Annotated in this window: 14 protein-coding genes; 6 read left to right on the forward strand and 8 right to left on the reverse strand. The window is 29.5% G+C overall.

From position 1 onward, the window contains the following. The first annotated feature begins 118 nt into the window (after positions 1–118). Both B4H69_RS06195 and B4H69_RS06200 read left to right on the forward strand, forming a co-directional pair. Entirely contained in the window at positions 119–496 is a 378-nt protein-coding gene (locus B4H69_RS06195; protein ID WP_180904698.1) for a VOC family protein, read from the forward strand. Positions 497–513: 17 nt separating this feature from the next. Continuing rightward, a complete protein-coding gene (locus B4H69_RS06200; RefSeq protein ID WP_291060698.1) occupies positions 514–981 on the forward strand; it encodes a DUF6265 family protein in 468 nt (155 codons plus the stop codon). Here B4H69_RS06200 and B4H69_RS06205 read toward each other — a convergent pair whose 3' ends face one another. Continuing rightward, a complete protein-coding gene (locus B4H69_RS06205) occupies positions 982–2,175 on the reverse strand; it encodes a Pycsar system effector family protein (protein WP_219034917.1) in 1,194 nt (397 codons plus the stop codon). A 24-nt stretch (positions 2,176–2,199) separates the two neighbouring features. Here B4H69_RS06205 and B4H69_RS06210 point away from each other — a divergent pair, with 24 nt between their 5' ends. Further along, positions 2,200–5,922, forward strand: a complete 3,723-nt coding sequence (locus tag B4H69_RS06210) for a metallophosphoesterase (protein ID WP_291093159.1) — start codon at positions 2,200–2,202, stop codon at positions 5,920–5,922. Positions 5,923–5,955: 33 nt separating this feature from the next. Here the strand turns inward: B4H69_RS06210 and B4H69_RS06215 are convergent, their stop codons facing one another. From B4H69_RS06215 to B4H69_RS06230, 4 genes are all read right to left on the reverse strand, one after another. Continuing rightward, positions 5,956–6,369, reverse strand: a complete 414-nt coding sequence (locus tag B4H69_RS06215; protein ID WP_115001075.1) for an SRPBCC domain-containing protein — start codon at positions 6,367–6,369, stop codon at positions 5,956–5,958. Positions 6,370–6,372: 3 nt separating this feature from the next. Continuing rightward, complete coding sequence (locus B4H69_RS06220) at positions 6,373–8,691, reverse strand: hypothetical protein (RefSeq protein WP_291093162.1); 2,319 nt, start codon at positions 8,689–8,691, stop codon at positions 6,373–6,375. A gap of 66 nt (positions 8,692–8,757) precedes the next feature. Next, positions 8,758–9,513 carry a peroxide stress protein YaaA gene (gene yaaA, locus B4H69_RS06225; RefSeq protein ID WP_291093164.1) on the reverse strand — a complete coding sequence of 252 codons (756 nt, stop codon included), beginning with the start codon at positions 9,511–9,513 and terminating at the stop codon, positions 8,758–8,760. Between the two features lie 20 nt (positions 9,514–9,533). Beyond that, on the reverse strand, positions 9,534–10,154 hold the full coding sequence (locus B4H69_RS06230) for an L-threonylcarbamoyladenylate synthase (RefSeq protein WP_219034359.1): 621 nt from the start codon (positions 10,152–10,154) through the stop codon (positions 9,534–9,536). A 294-nt stretch (positions 10,155–10,448) separates the two neighbouring features. Between B4H69_RS06230 and B4H69_RS06235 the strand changes: the two genes are divergently transcribed. Continuing rightward, positions 10,449–11,741: a T9SS type A sorting domain-containing protein gene (locus B4H69_RS06235; RefSeq protein WP_291093166.1), complete on the forward strand. Its 1,293-nt coding sequence runs from the start codon at positions 10,449–10,451 to the stop codon at positions 11,739–11,741. A 56-nt stretch (positions 11,742–11,797) separates the two neighbouring features. Here B4H69_RS06235 and B4H69_RS06240 read toward each other — a convergent pair whose 3' ends face one another. Beyond that, complete coding sequence (locus B4H69_RS06240; protein WP_291093168.1) at positions 11,798–12,769, reverse strand: N-acetylornithine carbamoyltransferase; 972 nt, start codon at positions 12,767–12,769, stop codon at positions 11,798–11,800. Positions 12,770–12,887: 118 nt separating this feature from the next. Between B4H69_RS06240 and B4H69_RS06245 the strand changes: the two genes are divergently transcribed. Further along, positions 12,888–14,147: a M48 family metalloprotease gene (locus tag B4H69_RS06245; RefSeq protein ID WP_291093170.1), complete on the forward strand. Its 1,260-nt coding sequence runs from the start codon at positions 12,888–12,890 to the stop codon at positions 14,145–14,147. A gap of 30 nt (positions 14,148–14,177) precedes the next feature. On the opposite strand, the gene B4H69_RS06250 is transcribed toward B4H69_RS06245, so the two are convergent. Then, complete coding sequence (locus tag B4H69_RS06250; protein ID WP_291093172.1) at positions 14,178–15,662, reverse strand: hypothetical protein; 1,485 nt, start codon at positions 15,660–15,662, stop codon at positions 14,178–14,180. 36 nt (positions 15,663–15,698) lie between these two features. Further along, positions 15,699–16,580, reverse strand: a complete 882-nt coding sequence (locus B4H69_RS06255) for a DUF72 domain-containing protein (protein WP_180904709.1) — start codon at positions 16,578–16,580, stop codon at positions 15,699–15,701. A gap of 177 nt (positions 16,581–16,757) precedes the next feature. Here B4H69_RS06255 and htpG point away from each other — a divergent pair, with 177 nt between their 5' ends. Next, positions 16,758–18,635 carry a molecular chaperone HtpG gene (gene htpG / locus B4H69_RS06260; RefSeq protein ID WP_180904710.1) on the forward strand — a complete coding sequence of 626 codons (1,878 nt, stop codon included), beginning with the start codon at positions 16,758–16,760 and terminating at the stop codon, positions 18,633–18,635. The last annotated feature ends 364 nt before the right edge of the window (positions 18,636–18,999 follow it).

Below are 18,999 nucleotides of genomic sequence, written 5' to 3' on the forward strand. Positions count from 1 at the left end.
TCTTTTAAAGTATAAAAATAATCATTCTCAAAAGATTTATTCTAATATTTGATTGAATAATGATTTTCTGAATAAATTTTCACTAAATTTAAATTCAATTATAGAAAATTTACCACAGATGAATAGCATTGTATATTTTGAAATTCAAGCAAATGATCCACAGAAATGCATGACATTTTATGAAAATGTTTTCGGATGGAGTTTTTTAAAACAAGAAGGTTTACCGCTCGAATATTATCGTATCAATACATCTGGAATGGAGGGAGGAATGTTTAAGCGCCCTGCCGAAACACCTCCTCTAAATTGTGGTACAAATGCTTTTACATGTACCATGGAAGTAGAAAATTTTGATAAAACTGCTCAAAAAATCCTGGAAAACGGAGGAATAATAGCTATGCCAAAATTTGCAATTCCTGGAATGTGTTGGCAAGGTTATTTTTTGGATACAGATAACAATGTTTTTGGAATTTTTGAAGTTGATAGGCACGCGAAATAAAACTAAAACACACCAATATGAAACAATTTACTTTTCTAATTTTATTTATTTTTTCGCTGAATTCTTGCGAATCAACTAAAACTTCTGCTGATAAACCAAGTTTTGATTTTTTGGTTGGAGAATGGATTAGGACGAATGAAAAACCTGATCGAAAAACGTATGAAAACTGGAAAAAAGTTGATAAAAACACTTTTTTAGGTTGCGGGTTTACAATCAAAAATAATGATACAATTTCGCAGGAACATCTTACTATCACAAAGATTGATGATAAATGGATATTGAAAGTTAATTTGGACAAAACTAAAAAAGAGACAACTGATTTTGAGTTAATCAATTCTGATAGAAATTCGTTTACATTAGAAAATCAAGAGAATGATTTTCCTAAACTTATCAAATATTGGAAAATTGGTCATCAGTTAAAAGCTGAAATTAGCAATGATGAATCAAGTAAAATTGCTTTTACTTTTGAAAAAGTAAAAAAATAATTAAGCAACATTTGTGATCATCGCGTAAGCAAACGTTAGAACAGATAAAATAGTTCCAATCATAAAAATTGTGTAGGTTATGCTTAACAAACGATATTTTCGTTCCAAAACTTTTCCTAAATAATACAAATCCCTTGTCAAAGAAGTATATACATAATCTCTGTCTTTCATCAACTCTTGCATAGCATCATCGTAGGCTTCAAGTGACATTTGATAAAAATTACCAAAGAAAAGCAAATTCACTTTTTTGTTTTTGACATCTTCTTCGTTAAAACTTTCGTATGTTACATTTGGTTTAGTTGCTAAAATTGCAAAAATAATTGAAACAACACTTGATAAAAGCATTACAATTGAAGGTAAAAGTAAATACTCATTCTTTGGACTTCCTAACTTTGGAACCAAAGTAGAAAGTGCAATCGAAATCACGATCGCGTTTACAGACAATAATATATTAGCTTTACTATCGGCAATATCACTTAAACGAGTATGATTGTTCAACGTTACACGAAAAAGTGTATCAACACCACGATCTGGTTGTTGAATCTTATCGTTTTTCTTTTTCTTGATTTCATACTTATTGGGAATATCACCAATCAACTCTATCTCTTTGATTTTATTTTGGGTAAAGATCAAATTTTCTTCTTTTCCTTTCTGCCAAAGCTTTTTTGCGGCATCCGTATAAAAATGATGTATGTTTAGAAAAAAATTTCTATTCTCTACATGCCATTCATAATCAGAAAATTCTTTGTGACATATTTTAGCTATTTCATCACGTAATAACTCAGAAATTTTAGGATATTCAGTTTGTCCTAAATGATAGTTATCTGCATCTTTTACAATTGCTTCACCTATATTTTTTGGAACATTATTTAGCGCTGTGATTAAAATATAATCTTGGACTTCTTTGATGTAATTTTCGTCAAAATTATGCTCAATCAAATACTCTTTTGCAATGTTTGCACTCTCACTTTCATGCCCTTGCACGATTTTTGTGTAACCCGTATCATGAAACCAACCCGCTATTAATAATTTTTCTCGTAAATCTGTAGATATTTGCTCATCAGTAGACAACGTTTTTATTGCTTCTACAACTTTTACGGTATGCATAAAATTATGATACGTAAAATCTAAAGAAAGATTATCTTTGAACAGATTGAAAACATAGTTTTCTATATTTAATAACAATTGGTTCATCACAAGTTTTTAACGCTTAAATGTATGAAATTATTACCAACACTAAACAACAAAAAATTGAATTATCCTTTTTTGGCTTTAGTAGGTTCTTGCCTTTATATGACATCTTGCGCTACGCAACATCCTCAATATGGGAAAAACATTAAGACAGAAAAAGTACAAAATGTAGAAGGAAATAAAATTCAATCTATCTATTTAATTGGCGATGCAGGAGATCTTGATCAACCAAAAAATAAACAAAATTTAGAAATTTTAAAGAATCAATTAGCGAAAGCTGACTCTTCTTCTTATCTTTTCTTTTTAGGTGATAATGTTTACGAAAATGGAATTGTAACGGATTCTACAAAAGCTGAATACACAACAAGTAGAGAGAAGCTTCAATTTCAGATTGATTTAGCGAAAGAATTTAAAGGAAAAACTCTTTTTATTCCAGGAAATCATGATTGGCGAAATGGTGTAAAAGGATTAAAAGAACAAGAAAAATTAGTCAAAAAACAATTGGGTAATAAAAAATCATTTTTACCAAAAGATGCGTGTCCAATTGATAAAATAAATGTAAATGATAGTATCGGAATTATTGCGATAGATTCTGAATGGTATTTGCAAGATTGGGACAAACATCCTGGTCTAAATGAAAAATGTGATATCAAATCGCGAGAAGCTTTCTTCGAAGAATTAGAATCGCAATTGAACAAATATCAAAACAGAACAACTGTTATCACGATGCATCATCCGTTATATTCGAACGGAACACATGGTGGACAATTTGATTTCAAAAAACAGTTTTATCCATTAGGAGATAATTTCAAAGTTCCATTACCTGTAATCGGATCTTTTATTAATTTATTAAGAAGTACAACAGGTCTTAGTCCTCAAGATGTTAATAATTTCAAATACAGAGAAATGGCTTCTCGTATTGCAACACTTATCGAAAATAGAAATAATGTAATTGTTGTTTCTGGACACGATCACAACTTGCAATATATTCAACAAAACAATGTCAAACAAATTATCAGCGGTTCTGGTTCTAAAAAAGAATCTGCAAAAGCGGTTGGTAAAAACGATTTTTCTTACGGAGATAATGGTTTTGTTGTACTAGATTTATATGATAATGGCGCTTCTAAAGCTAATTTCTATGGTTTTAAAGACGATGGAATCGAATTATTATTAACAAAACAAATTACAGAAAAGAAAAAGGAATATTTGGCACAAGTTTATGATGATAAAAAAATGCCAAAAACGAAAGAAACAAGTGTATATCCATTAGACGTTACACGTAAATCTGATCCGTATAAATTCTTTTTTGGTCGTCATTATCGTCGAACATATGGACAAACAATTACTGCTAATACTGTTAATTTAAGTCAACTAAATGGAGGTTTAACCCCTGTTAGAATGGGTGGTGGACATCAAACGCAAAGTTTACGATTGGCAAATGCAAAAGGTGAAGAATACAATATGCGCTCGGTGAAGAAAAGTGCCACGCAATTTATTCAGCAAGTAGCGTTTAAAAATAAATATGTTGCAGATGAATTTGAAGATTCGTTCACAGAGAAATTTTTGATGGATTTCTATACAACCAATCATCCATATTATCCATTAACAGTTGCTAATTTGATGAAACCGATCAATATTATGCATTCTACGCCAAAATTATATTATGTTCCAAAACAAGAAGCCTTGAAAGCATATAATGAAAATTTTGGTGATGAATTATACATGATAGAAGAACGACCAATGTCCGGATATCAAGACGGTGTTTTCGGAAAACCAAAAGATATTGTTAGCACAGATGATATGTTGGCTGCGATTCACAAAAACAAAGATGTTGTCGTGGATAAGCAAGCCTATATTCGTGCACGACTTTTTGATATGTTAGTTGGAGATTGGGATCGACATTCTGACCAATGGCGTTGGGGCGTTTACAAAGAAAATAAACAAACTATTTATAAACCAATTCCACGTGATAGAGATCAAGCATTTCCACGTTATGACGGACTTTTCTTTCATTTGATTATGAAAATTCCTCCGCTTAGACATATGCAAGATTACAAAGATGATATCAAAAATGTAAAATGGTTCAACAGAGAACCTTATCCATTGGATTTAGCCATTTTAGAATCATCCGATCTTGATTTATGGAAAAAAGAAGCAAAATATATTCAAGATAATTTGAGTGATGATTATATCAAACAATCATTTGAATTAATTCCTGAAGAAACAAAACAAGAATATGATCAAGAAGTCATTAATAATCTTATTGCTCGAAAATCTAAATTAGAAAAATTTGCTGAAGAATATAATAAAGTTCTTCGCAAATTAGTCATTCTGAAAGGAACAGACGAAGATGAAGATTTTGTGATAACTCGTTTACCAAAAGGAAAAACAAATGTAAAAATCTATTCAGGACAAAATCGAACTTTAATTCTTGATGAAGATTTTGATAAAAAAGAAACGAAAGAAATTCGTTTATATGGATTAAACGGAAAAGATAAATTCAAGGTTGAAGGAAAGCCAAATAACGCTATTTTAGTTCGTATTATTGGTGGAATAGATGACGATATATACGAAGTAAAGCGTTCTGCAAAAGTAAAAGTATATGATTACGCTAACGGAAGCGATGCATCTGAATCTACCTTTTTAACATCGAAAAATTTTGTCAACGATTACGAAGTTAATACATACGATTACAAACAACCGATGTATAATTTCTTTACTATGTTACCTAATATTGGCTACAATCCTGATGACGGAATAAAAATTGGTTTATCGCCAACCTACACTGTCAACGGTTTTGATCGTAAACCATATTCGCAACGTCACAATTTGCAAATAAGTTATTATTTTGCGACAGGCGGTTGGGATGCCAAATATAAAGGAACGTTTACAAAAGCTTTGGGTAAATGGAATTTAGATCTTAATGCAGCTTACACGAGCCCAACTTATAGTACAAATTTCTTTGGTTTAGGAAACGAGACCATGAATAATCAAGAAGAAATTGGAATGGATTATAACCGTGTTCGATTAGAAAGTTATAGCATTGGACCGTCTATTTTCAAGATTATGAATAACAATGGTCGTTTAGATTTTTCTGCAATTTATAGTTACAAAAAGATTGAAGAGAATAAAGATCGTATCGTCGAAGATTTACCATCAATTAATAGAGACGTTTTCAAAGGACAACATTTCGGAGAAATTGGAGCCAAATATTTGTTCAAAAATTACGATAACGAATCATTGCCAAAATTAGGTATGACATTTTTAGCTAATGCAAAGTGGATTTCTAACTTGACAGATTTTGAACGTAATCATTTTTATACCGAACTTAATTTAGGTTTTACGCACAAAATTTCTGCAAATGGAAGATTAACAGTTGCTTCTATGCTAAAAGGTAAAGCAGTTTGGGGTAATTTTATGGAATTCTACCAAATGGCTAATTTAGGTGGAGATCAAGATTTACGTGGTTATCGATTAGGTCGTTTTGCTGGAGACAAAGTTTTCTTACAAACATCTGATTTACGATTTGATGCTTTACGTTTCAAAGCCGTTGTTCCATTGCGATTAGGCGTTTTTGTTGGAGCTGATTATGGACGAGTTTGGTTAAACGGAGAAGACTCAAATAAATGGCATTCATCTATGGGTGGCGGACTTTGGATAAACGGAGCACAATCTATTACCGCAACAGTTTCATACTTTAAAGGTGAAGATCCGGGACGAATCGTTTTTGGATTGAATTTCGGATTTTAACATATAAAAAAATAACCTTCAAAAATTTGAAGGTTATTTTTTTTGTACATATTTCTTGATTGCTTGCATCATATTTATCCACGCATTTTCTGAATGCGAGCGCTCAAAATCATCCGCAAAATCTTTTCCTTCAATTGATAGATAAGTAAAATTACCCGAAACTTTCAAGTTAAAAATTACTTCAATCTCATGGTCTGTATTTTGTTTTTTATAATTATATCGCAAACGTTCATTCTCCATAATTGATGTAATCAAGGCTTCATCTATCAACGTTTCATTATTTTTTTGTGATACAAACTTTATCTTCTCTCCTACTTTCCATTCGTTACAAGTCATTTTTATGTTTTCAAAACATTCATTAAATGCTTGTTCATCTGTCAAAACTTTCCAAATATTTTCGACAGTACTATCTATCGAAATATTAAGCAATACATCATCTTTTTCCATTCTTTATTCTTCTATTTTTGTATATTTTTCGAGTTTATTTTTATAATTAATCGAAACTCTAATTGCTTGCAAACCACTTATACCTTGCAAATCATCAATTTCCAAATATTCAACATCTTTTTTCAAAAATTTCTTATCAATTAATAAATTGATATAATTTGAGTATTCTTCTTTTAGGATATATTCGGTATAAATAATACAAATTTTGTGTGGCAAATTGATTCGTTCATTTGTTCCTTTCACAAAAGCTTTACTCAATCTTTTCTTGATTATTTCATATTTTGCATTGTTATATCCATTAACATCAAAACGTTTCTCATCTAATTTGAACAAAATATCTAAAGTGGTATTCGTTGCAAAAATCAACGAAGCAACCTCAACTTTTAATGGTGTTTTTTTCTGAATTTCTTTGTAAGATTGTTCCAAGGCTATCATCGCTTGTAGTTGCCAATATCTAATTTCTCGAATATTTTGATAGGAGAATTTTTTGAACGGCGCAATACTTCGCCCAACATACAAATTGTAATCAATTCCATCTGTCTTGAAACGTTCGTAATAATGCGGAAATACATCTTGAGCATCTTTCTGAAAAGTGTCTAATTTGTTCGACAAAAGTGAATTTGTCATTACAATTGTTTGGTCAAATTTTTTGCGTTCTACGTAAAATAATCCCGTTGTAGAATCTAACTTTTTTAGATATTCTTCGATAATTGATTTCTCATTGTCCTTTACATATTTGGGAATTTCAGGATGAATATGCAACGTAATGTAATCAAATAATTCGCTTTCGAAATAGATTTTATCTACATTATCTATTCGTTGCAAAAAATCAGTCAAATCGTCAATATAATCCAAAAATTTATTCTTTTTTGTACGATTATATAACTCGTTACAAATCAAAATCAAGTAATTAATCTGATTAGTATAATCCATTTTTAAACATTGATTTCGAATCACTGACGAATTTCTCACATCGAATTCACCATAAATTGGATATACATTTTGAAAAGAGATCTGCAATTTTTGTTTTGTATTTCCCGGATGCAATATATGTTCGCGAGCTTTTTCTCTAAATTTCCAATCTACACTTGGATGCAACGACGTATATTCGGTTTGTATATAAGCATTGATTTGATTCTCAAATTCTACCGTATAGCGATAAATAGATTCTTCTAAAAGAGGCGTGATTTCGCGTAAAAGGTTTGCATTAATTCGATTGAAAACTCCAGCTTCTTTCGAGCCTATTTCCAAAATACCTAAATGAGATTTTCCGTTTTTCAATGGATAAAGAATCAAACTTTTCAGACCAGATTCATTTGCCATTCTCAACATTTTATCTTGTGGAAACTTCTCCAAAGCTGCGTCAATATTAGAAACAACATAATAATCTGATTTCGATATTTTGTTCTCTAAATCAGCACAAAAAACTTCATTCAGTTTTATTTTTTTATGATTATCAATCAGTAAGCTATCATTCAATTGTAATAAATGACTAATTTCTAATTGATTTTTATCCGAATTATAAGCTGAAAAACCGACTTCTAAATTATTAATTCTAAAAATAGATTTTAATGCAGAAATAATATCATTTCGAACAATATTAAAAGGTTCTCCATAAGATAATAATTTAGATTTTAAGTTAGAAAGTGCAATTTCAGTCGTATTATCAAAAAATGATACAAGATTAAACCCTTTTGCAATCCAAGATCCAATTGGAATTTTTCTCATCCACAAAGCTGTATCTTCATAATTATTCAACAACTCTTCAATTTCATCTTCAGTCAATTTAAATTTATCTTCAGATGGATAAATACGAAAATAATCATGGTTTATATCAGTCCCAAGATAAATTCTGTAGCCATTTTGATTGTCTATCACCAACTGATTTGATAAATTAAAATCTAAATTTTTATGATAATATTTTGATAAGATGAAGCAACAACAAAACTTATATAATGTATCATAATCTAAATCTTCAAAATTGAATTTTAGTCGTGATTCATTATTATCAATCAACTCTTTAAGTCGATCCGTTGCAAAAATAAATTTATCTGAAAAGGGAAAAGTTATCGCTTTTAAATTATATTTTACAAATGGTTTAGGAATAATTTTCTCAATAATTGGCTCAACATCTTTAATAATTTTCTGAAAATCTTCAAATGTTTCAACACCATCAATCAACTCTGGTCGAGTAGCTTTCAGATATTCTAAAAAAGCTTTAAACTCTCCAAAGTTGTATTCAGATCGTTCTAATTCTTCAATCAGCGATTGGAACGAGTAAATAATTTTGATGGGTAATTTATCGATAAAATTTTCTTTCATATATGATTTAAAAATAACAAAAGACTACTAATAAAGCAGTCTTCAAGTTATTATTTTTTTTAGTCATTATCTTGTAAATACCAAAGTTTCTTCGGTAGAAAGGTTCTCATCAAAACGATAACCATCCACGTCAAATGCTTTCACTTGATCCAAAGTTTCAACTTTATTTTCTGCACAATAACGCGCCATTGCACCACGAGCATGTTTAAAATACATCATGATTTTTTTCAATTCACCGTTTTTGTAATCTTGAAACTCTACATCAATCATCGGAACTTTTAACGATTTTTTATCCAAAACTTTAGCATATTCATTACTTGCTAAATTTAAGATAAATTCTCCTTTTTTTAATTTCGAATTTAGAAAAGATGTCAAAATTTCTTTCCAAAAACCATACAAATTTTTCGAACCATGAACATCTAATTTCGAACCCATTTCCAAGCGATACAACATTACTTTATCCGAAGGACGCAACATTCCATAAAGCCCAGATAACAAAAATGCATGTTTATTGAAATAATCAAGTGCTTCGTCGTTTAACGTTTCAGCATTCAAACCTCTATACACTTCACCTTTGAAAGCTAAAGCTGCCGGAATAGCTTGTTTCGCAGTAGGTTTAACATTCCAAACCTGATTACGCTCCACATTCATTTCTGCAATATCTTTCGAAATTTTCATTAATTTTTCAAGATCAGTTGTACTCATCTCTTTCATAACATCCATAATTTTTTGCGAATGTTCTAAAAATTGAGGTGTTGTTGCTCTCCATTTAGCATTCGTTTCCAAATTCATCATCTTCGCTGGAGAAAGTAATATTTTCATAGTTTTTTTCTTAAAATAAATTATAAATAATCTTCAATATCACCTTTACCTTCACGTAAAACCTCTACTCCATCTGTCATATCAACAACAGTAGACGCAATATTATCTCCATAACCACTATCAATCACAGCATCTACAAGTTTCTCCCATTTTTCAAAAATCAATTCAGGATCTGTTGTATATTCTACAATTTCATCTTCATCATAAATAGAAGTTGAGGCAATAGGATTTCCTAATTTTTCTACAATCATTTGTGGAACAGCATGATCAGGAACACGAATACCAACCGTTTTTTTCCCTTTGTAAGCGACAGGTAAATTGCGCGAAGCATTCATAACAAATGTAAAAGGGCCTGGTAGAGCGCGTTTCAAAATTTTGAACGTACTATTATCAATTGGTAAAGTATATTGAGACAAATGGCTTAAATCGTTACAAACAATAGAAAAATGAGATTTTTCAAGTTTAACACCTTTTAATCGTGCCAATTTTTCCATTGCTTTAATATTCGTAATATCACATCCTAATCCATACACAGTATCAGAAGGATAAATAATTAAACCTCCATTTTGTAGAATCTTAACCACTTGATCAATCGCTTTTTCTTGTGGATTTTCTGGATGAATTCTGATATAATCTGCCATTTGTAAATCTTTATTCAAAGATACAAAATTGACAACAAATCTATAATTTCGGAGATTTTAGTTTTTGATTATATGATTGACTAAATTTATAATATTGGATAATTAGGATAGATTCATCAATTTAATTAATATTAAATTCATGAATTTTTCAAAACAAAATAAACACGCATAACATTAATATAAAATGTTTTACATTTTAAAAAAAATGAATTTTAATTATATAATAATCATTTTGTTAATGAAATTCATTATATAAATAATTTTGAACTATACAATTAACACAAATATGTAATTATGAAAAAAATTTATTCTTGTTTGTTAAGTGCTAGTTTTTTTGCATTAACAATGTATTCAAATCTATTAAATGCTCAAGTATATTTAATAGGAAATGGTGAATTCTCTTATAGAATATCTGATGATGGAAAAGTTGTTACCTCAAATACAACATCGGGTAGTTATTACTGGACAAAAGAATTAGGAACTCAATTACTAGGTACAATGCCTGATAATGTATATTATCAAGGAGTTCCTTCGGTTTCTTCTGACGGGAAAATAATTGCTACAACTATCACAAATCCAAATAAAAATATTGCAGAAATAGGCATATTCGATACTACAACCAAAACTTGGACATATTTGGGATCATTAGGATTTTCAACTGATGGTGTTGCGAGTTCTCTTTGGGGAATGACGCCTGATTCTAAAAAATTAGTTGGTTTAGCTCAAACTTCTGGCAAAACAGCACATGCTGTTTATTGGACGAAAGAAACTGGCCTAGTTGATATAGGATCTACTATAGAAACAAGTAGCTCTAGAATTAATAATGTAAGTGATGACGGTAAAATATTTGTTGGATGGCAAGATAATATTACAGGATTAAGAGAAGGATGTTATTGGGAAAATGGAGAACAGGTAATTATTAAAGACCAGAATGGATATTCCGTTAATGAAATTGGTTACATATCTGGAAATGGAAAGTGGATGTTAGGTTCTAGTGGATATTATGCTTCAAAATGGAGCAAAGAAACTGGATTAATCAAAATTGAAGATCCTAATGCGGGAATGTACTATAGAGGTAGTGCTACTTCTTCAAATTATAATGGTAGTGTCATTATTGGTTATTATAGAAATTGGCCAGGAGGAGCAACAATGGGACAAGGATTTATTTGGACAGAAAAAGATGGTTACCAAAACTTAAATGATTATGTTAAAAGTTTAGGAATAGATAATTTAGGAGTTACATTTTCTTTACCGTTAGGAATATCAAGAGATGGCAAACATATCGTTGGAGTAGGAAGAACAGATACAACTTCAGTTTCATTCTTAATAGATTTACCAAAAGATGATTTATTTACAAATGAATCAAACAAAGTTAGTTTTGACATTTTTCCTAACCCAACAACAGAAACCATAAATATTCAAACAAATGGAAAGTTAACCACTGCTACCTTGTATGATATGAATGGTAAATTAATTCTTAACACTTCTGAAAAGTCTATCAATGTAAAACATTTACCAAAAGGCATTTATATACTAAGAACAATTATAGATGGAAAAGAAAGTACAAAAAAAATAATCAAGAAATAATATAACAAAAAAGGCTTAAAAATTAATTTTAAGCCTTTTTTGTATGTTGTAGTTTACTACTTATTTTTCAGGATCTCGTGGAAAACAGTTTGAGCTGAGAAAATTCTGTTCGTTGCTTCATCAATTACGATAGAACAATCAGAATCTAAAACTTCGTCAGATACTACCACATTACGACGAACTGGTAAACAGTGCATAAATTTTCCGTTATTTGTTAAATTCATTTTATCCATTGTCACTTCCCAATCTTTATCACCATCATTCGCTTGACCATAATTTTCATAAGAAGACCAGTTTTTTGCGTAGACAAAATCTGCATCTTTCAATGCTTCATCTTGATCATAAGCTATCATTGCTCCATCAGTAAATTTGGAATCTAATTCATATCCTTTCGGTTGTACAACTGTAAAATCTACCCAATCTACTTTAGAAAACCATTGCGCAAAAGAATTCGGAACAGCTTGTGGCAAACGACGTGGATGCGGCGCCCAAGTCATCACAACTTTCACTTTCTTTTCAGGTTTTGTCCCAGGCGTATAACCCGTTTTTTCTGCAATTGTAATTAAATCAGCAAAAGATTGTAATGGATGTAATGTTGCACTTTCCAAAGACACAACAGGAACAGAAGATAATTCTTTTACTTTATTGAACATGATTTCGTTATAATCTTCATCACGATCTACTAATTTCGGAAAAGTACGAACGCCTAAAACATCACAATACGCACTCATTACCTGAATTGCTTCTTTGATATGTTCTTGCGAATCTCCGTTCATCACAGCACCATCAGCCATTTCCAATGTCCAAGAATCTGCTCCAGCATTCAAAACCCAAGCATTTGCTCCAAGATTATAAGCCGCTTTAATAGAACTTAGACGTGTACGTAAACTTGGATTAAAAAAAATTAAACCAACTGTTTTATTTTTACCAACTTCTTGTTGAGCAAAAGGATTTGCTTTAATTTCTAAGGCTGTTTTTAGTAATTCGTCGATGTTTTCTACATCATAAACCGAAGTAAATTGTTTCATAATTGAGAAGAATCTTTTGTTTTATTTGTTCTGCAAAATTAGTTGAAACAATCGAGGTTTAAAGAATTATTTGTATATTTTTGTGAGAATTATATACTAATCTTTTTCAAAAAATAGAATGAAATACTTTATACTTTTCTTCTCTTACTTATTATTAATACAATCTGTTTATCCACAAACAAAGGAATTAGATTCTAAGTATATTAAAAATATAAAATCAACTCTTAGTAATTTCAATTCAAAAGAAGAAAGAAAAGAATATGAAAATTATTTTGAATTTTTAGAACATCGAATTTCTCTTAATTATACTAAAAATAATTACGTATTAGATAATGATTATCAGAAATTTACTCAAAATATTTTTAATCAAATCATTTCTAAAAACGCTGAATTACAAATAAATAAAAATAAATTTTATATCATAAAATCTAATATTCCAAATGCTTCTTCACTTGGTTTTAATGTATATTTTATAGAATCTGGTTTGTTTAATTTGTTAGATAATCAATTTCAATTTGCAGCAGTAATCTGTCATGAGATTGCTCACAATCAATTAAATCACACAAGATTAGCAATAGAACAAGATGCTGAATTTGAGAAAGATTTTAAACGTGAAATTAAGTCAATCAAGCGACAAGATTTTTTAAAATTGATTAAATCTCAAAATGAAGTTATTCAAAAAAAATATGATTTAGCAGAACAATCACGCAAGAAAGAGATTTCTGCTGATAGTTTGGGATACATTTTATATAAAAATCTTAATTATCCTAAAAGCGAATATTTTCATCTTTTAAAGAAAATTGAAGAATTTGATCAAAGCGATAAATTTATACTTGATGATTCTATCTATGCTTATTTATTTGATTTGCCTGAACAAAAATTCAATCCTAAATCGATTAAAATAGAAAAAAACTCATTGTTCGAAGGATTAAATTTTACTGAATATATTGATAAAGATTCTATTCGTACACATCCAAATTTGAAAGATCGATTAGATTGGATTCAGAATAATTTTCAAGAAGATTTTACGAAACAAAATGTAACTCCTTCGGCAGAATTTGAAAATATTAAAGCAAAAGTAATCCAAAATTATTACGAAAATTATATTCACAATAAAGAATATACAACTGCACTTTTGGAGTTGATGTATGAGAAGCAAAATCATTCGAATAGAACATATTTAGACAAATATATTGGAATGATTTTCAGTAAACTATATGAAAGTCGAAAATCGTTGAAGTTTAATAAACATGTTGCTCAAGTTGATGCAAATGATAAAAATATTAATAAGCAAAAGTTACTCAGTTTCTTATGGAGTTTGACTAATGACGAATTAAAAAATATTGGTGAACATTATACAAAAAAAGCAACTAATTAGTTGCTTTTTTCCTTTTTATAAATTTAATTTTTATATTCGAACTGAGCTTTCTTTTTCATCTTTATTATATTCACTAATAAAAATATAACCATATTTAGCTTTACCAAAACGCATACTTGTTTCCTTTGTTTTGAAAGGCATTTTATCTTGAGTTAACACGCCATTTTTAAGTTTATTGATAATTAAATTCCAAACTTTTTTATCATTTTTATCTTGTTCACTATAAAAAAACAAAACTTCGTTTTCAGTTTTATTTTCTTGAGAAAAAAGATAACTATCAAACATTTTTTGTTTCGATTTTTCTAGTACAATATGATTTTTAAAAATCCCATTACTATCAAAATTAGCGATAATATAATCTGTAGATCTAATAACGGTAAAGCTATTATCTCCTTTTTGCTTTTCTAATAAAACCGTAAACGAATTATCATTATAATTAAAAAATTCTTTCAAAGCATAGCGATAACCATCATTATCTCTTAACGTTTTAAAACCAATATCAGAAAATATTTCGCTGTAGTTAATTCTTTTTTCTAACAATTGCTTTCCTACATTATCATAAATTGTTCGTATCAATCCAATAGTTGGTCCAAATCTAGAGAATGGAATCGCATATTCTGAAGATTCTTTTATTTCTCCAATTACAAGTAGTTTATCATTTTGTATTTCCATCTCAGGAAAAACATAAATTCCGTTTCGATTAGTTTTTGAACTATATACAATATTTGATGTATTTTTCCCATCAGCTAAATCATACGTTAACAATCTTTCCACTCCTATTTTATTAAATCCAGAAGATTCGTCATTCTTTTTTTGCAATAAAACTAATTGATCATTTTTAAAAGTTCCTAACTCAAATTTATATCCATCTTTTCTCATCTTTTTATCAATTACATAAGAAAAAGTATTCTCATAATTATCGTTATAAATATTTATACTTTCTAAAAGATTTTCGAAACCAATCTTAAAATCAACATAATAAACTTGATTTTCGTCTTTATATATTTTAAATACATTGGCAGAATACATTGAAGTGTTTAAAAATTTCATCTTATCAAAACTTTCAACTTCAGAAAACAAAGTATAACTACCATTTCTATAAAACATAACATCTTCACTTTTATTTGTTTTCAAATCAAGCTTCATCAAAATATTTCCATATTCTCCAAAACTTTTAGCATGGTATAATTTTGAATTGATATACAATTTTTGTTTCAAAAATTCTATTCCTGTAAAGGTATAAATTGACTTTGCAATGTTACGAAGCTCAAAATCTCCATTCGTAATTTTGTTCAAATTATTGTCTAACAATACATATTCGTATTGAACAAATTTATCTTCTTTTATTAATCCTTTGTTGAAAATGAATGCATATCCGATCACATTTCCATCGTTGTCATTAAGTCGAGAAGATTGCTCTAAAACTCCAGTAGACAACTCTTTCAAATTCTGAACTTGAGCAAAAGAAAAAGTGAGAGTAATAAATGTAAGTAGTACAAATAAAAGTTTTTTCATATAGTTTTTAAAATAATTTCTAATAATCTTAAACGTCTAAAACAACGTCAATTCATCTTGCGGACCACGAATGTCTAAATCCAAATCATTGTTTAATTTTTTGATAAAATATTTTGCAAGCATAGGAGATTCGAGTTCCAAATTTTGATGAATAAAGAAATACAATTTTTGCAAACCTTCTGCTTTCCAAAGTTTAATTGTATCAATCCATTCATCCAAGCGTTCATAATCAGATGGAATATTTGCTCCAACAAAACGTACAAAAGCTTCGCTAGAAGTCAATCGCATATGCACCATATCTCTCCTACCTGCAGCATCAACAATAATATTTGAAATATTATGCTTTTCTAATAAAGTTATCAATCGATTAAAGTTTTCTTCATTAGAAAACCAATCTTCATGGCGTAATTCTACTGCCAAAGGATAACCTTTCGGAAAATTTTCAATAAAATTCTGAAGTTTATCAAAATCTTTTGGAGCGAAATTTTCATGCATTTGCAAGAAAATCATTCCTAATTTATCTTCAAACAACGCTACTGCATCCAAATATTGAGTTAATTTATCTGTCACATTTTGTAATCGACCATAATGACTTATACTTTGTGGAATTTTCGGGAAAAATTTAAAATCTTTTGGCGTTTTATTCGCCCAAGTTTCTACATTTTCTTTGCTAGGAGAACGGTAATATGTTGCATTAAGCTCAATACTATTGAATTGAGTCGAATAATAACTTAATTCATCTTTCGTTTTAGGTGGATAAAAATTCTTCAAATCTTGTTTATTCCATTTTGCACAACCTACATAAACTTCAAAATTATTTGTTTTATCGTAAGAATTTAAAAGCTCAATAGTTTCATTAGGTGTTTTGGGCAATGTAAAATCAACCAATTCTGGATTTTCTACTTTTCCGAATTTCATCTTTGTAAATTTTAATCGAAAATACGGATAAATCCAATAGCATTAAAATTACTGCTGCGACAAATTGTCAGAAATCTTGGTTTGGAATATCTTTTGAAAATTAGTTTCCGTCTACAAATCATACATTTTAGACCATTCAATAGAAAACTAATTTTATAAATAAAAAAATACAATAAAATGAATAAAGGAAATATTAATGTTTCGGTTGAGAATATCTTCCCATTAATTAAAAAATTCTTGTACAGCGATCACGAAATCTTTTTACGTGAGTTAATTTCTAATGCTTCTGATGCAACATTGAAATTGAAACATTTAACAAGTATTGGTGATGCAAAAGTTGAGTACGGAAATCCAAAAATTGAGGTAAAAATAAATAAAGAAGACAATACTTTACATATCATCGACCAAGGTTTGGGAATGACAGCTGACGAGGTTGAAAAATACATCAATCAAGTGGCGTTTTCTGGAGCGGAAGAATTTATCAATCAACACCAAGATGCGGACGGAATTATCGGACATTTTGGTTTAGGTTTTTATTCTGCGTTTATGGTTGCGGATAAAGTAGAAATCATTACAAAATCATACAAAGACGAGCCAGCAGTTCATTGGACATGTGATGGTTCTCCTGAATTTACATTAGAAAATTCGGATAAAACTGAGCGTGGAACTGAAATCATTTTACATATTGCTGAAGATTCGAAAGAGTTTTTAGACGAATGGAAAATCCGTGAATTATTGAATAAATACAATAAATTCATGCCAATTCCGATCAAATTTGGAACGAAAAAAGAAACACTTCCTTTACCAGAAGGTGCTGCTGAAGATGCAAAACCTGAGGAAATCGAAGTTGATGATATTATCAATAATACAAATCCGGCTTGGACAAAAGTGCCATCTGAATTATCTGACGAAGATTATCAAAATTTCTACAGAGAATTGTATCCAATGCAATTTGAAGAACCTTTATTCCACATTCATTTAAATGTTGATTATCCATTTAATTTGACTGGAATTTTGTTCTTCCCAAAATTAGGAAACAATATCAATATTGATAAAGATCGTATTCAATTGTACCAAAATCAAGTGTTTGTAACAGACGAAGTGAAAGGAATTGTACCTGATTTCTTGATGTTATTGCGTGGTGTGATTGATTCTCCAGATATTCCGTTGAATGTTTCTCGTTCGTACTTACAAGCTGATGGAGCTGTGAAGAAAATTTCGGCGCACATTACGAAAAAAGTGGCGGATAAAATGTCTTCATTAATGAATCAAAATCGTGAAGATTACGAGCAAAAATGGAACGATATTAAAGTTGTCATTGAATATGGAATGATTTCGGAAGATAAATTCTTCGAAAAATCTGACAAATTTGCATTGTATCCAACAGTTGATGGTAAATATTTCACTTGGGATGAATTGAATGCTGCAATCAAAGACAATCAAACCAACAAAGACGGAAAATTAGTTATTCTTTATGCTTCTGATGTTGATGGACAAGATCAATACATACAAATTGCGAAAGAAAAAGGTTACGAAGTAATTTTATTAGATTCTCCTATTTCTTCTCACTTGATTCAGAAGTTAGAATCTACAAAAGAAAATGTAACATTTGTTCGTGTTGATGCAGATCATATCAATAATTTGATTGAAAAAGATGAAGTTAAAATTTCCAAATTATCTGATGATGATAAAGAAAAATTGAAAACTGAAATCACAGAATCAATCAACAACAAATCATATACAATTCAATTAGAAGATTTATCTGGAACAGATGCGCCTTTCATCATTACGCAATCAGAATTTATGCGTCGTATGAAAGATATGCAGGCTTCTGGTGGAGCAGGAATGTTTGGAATGGGTAATTTCCCTGAAATGTATAATGTTGTTGTGAATGCAAACTCGGATTTAGCAACAGAGATTTTGGCTAAAGATTCGAAAGAAGAAAAAGATGCGTTGATTAACCAAGCATTAGATTTAGCAAAATTATCACAAGGTTTGTTAAAAGGTAAAGAGTTAACAAATTTTATCAATAGAAGTTTTAAGAACATTAAATAATCTCAGAACACTATATTTTAGTAGTCTTAAACTTAAAATCCAGCACATAATGTGCTGGATTTTTTATTTCTAAATAGATTTATTGATGTGTTAAACTTTTAAAATTAATCTGAAATAATTTGCAAAACATGATTTTTGTCATTAATTTTACATCAAGGAATTAATAATTATTCGTTCAGGACTTCAAAATACTTTAGTTGTTTTGAAACAGAACATTAAAATTAATAGTTGTTTTTCCACAAAATAACGAAATTTTTAAGCCGACAGAGAATTTTCATAATAAGGTGAAAATTAATTCAAATCATTATCAAAAATTTCGGGAAGGATTTCAAGAAATTGAAATCCTTTTTTCCCTAGACGTTCT

Source organism: Empedobacter sp. UBA6745, from assembly GCF_002453775.1.
GTDB classification, from domain to species: domain Bacteria; phylum Bacteroidota; class Bacteroidia; order Flavobacteriales; family Weeksellaceae; genus Empedobacter; species Empedobacter falsenii_C.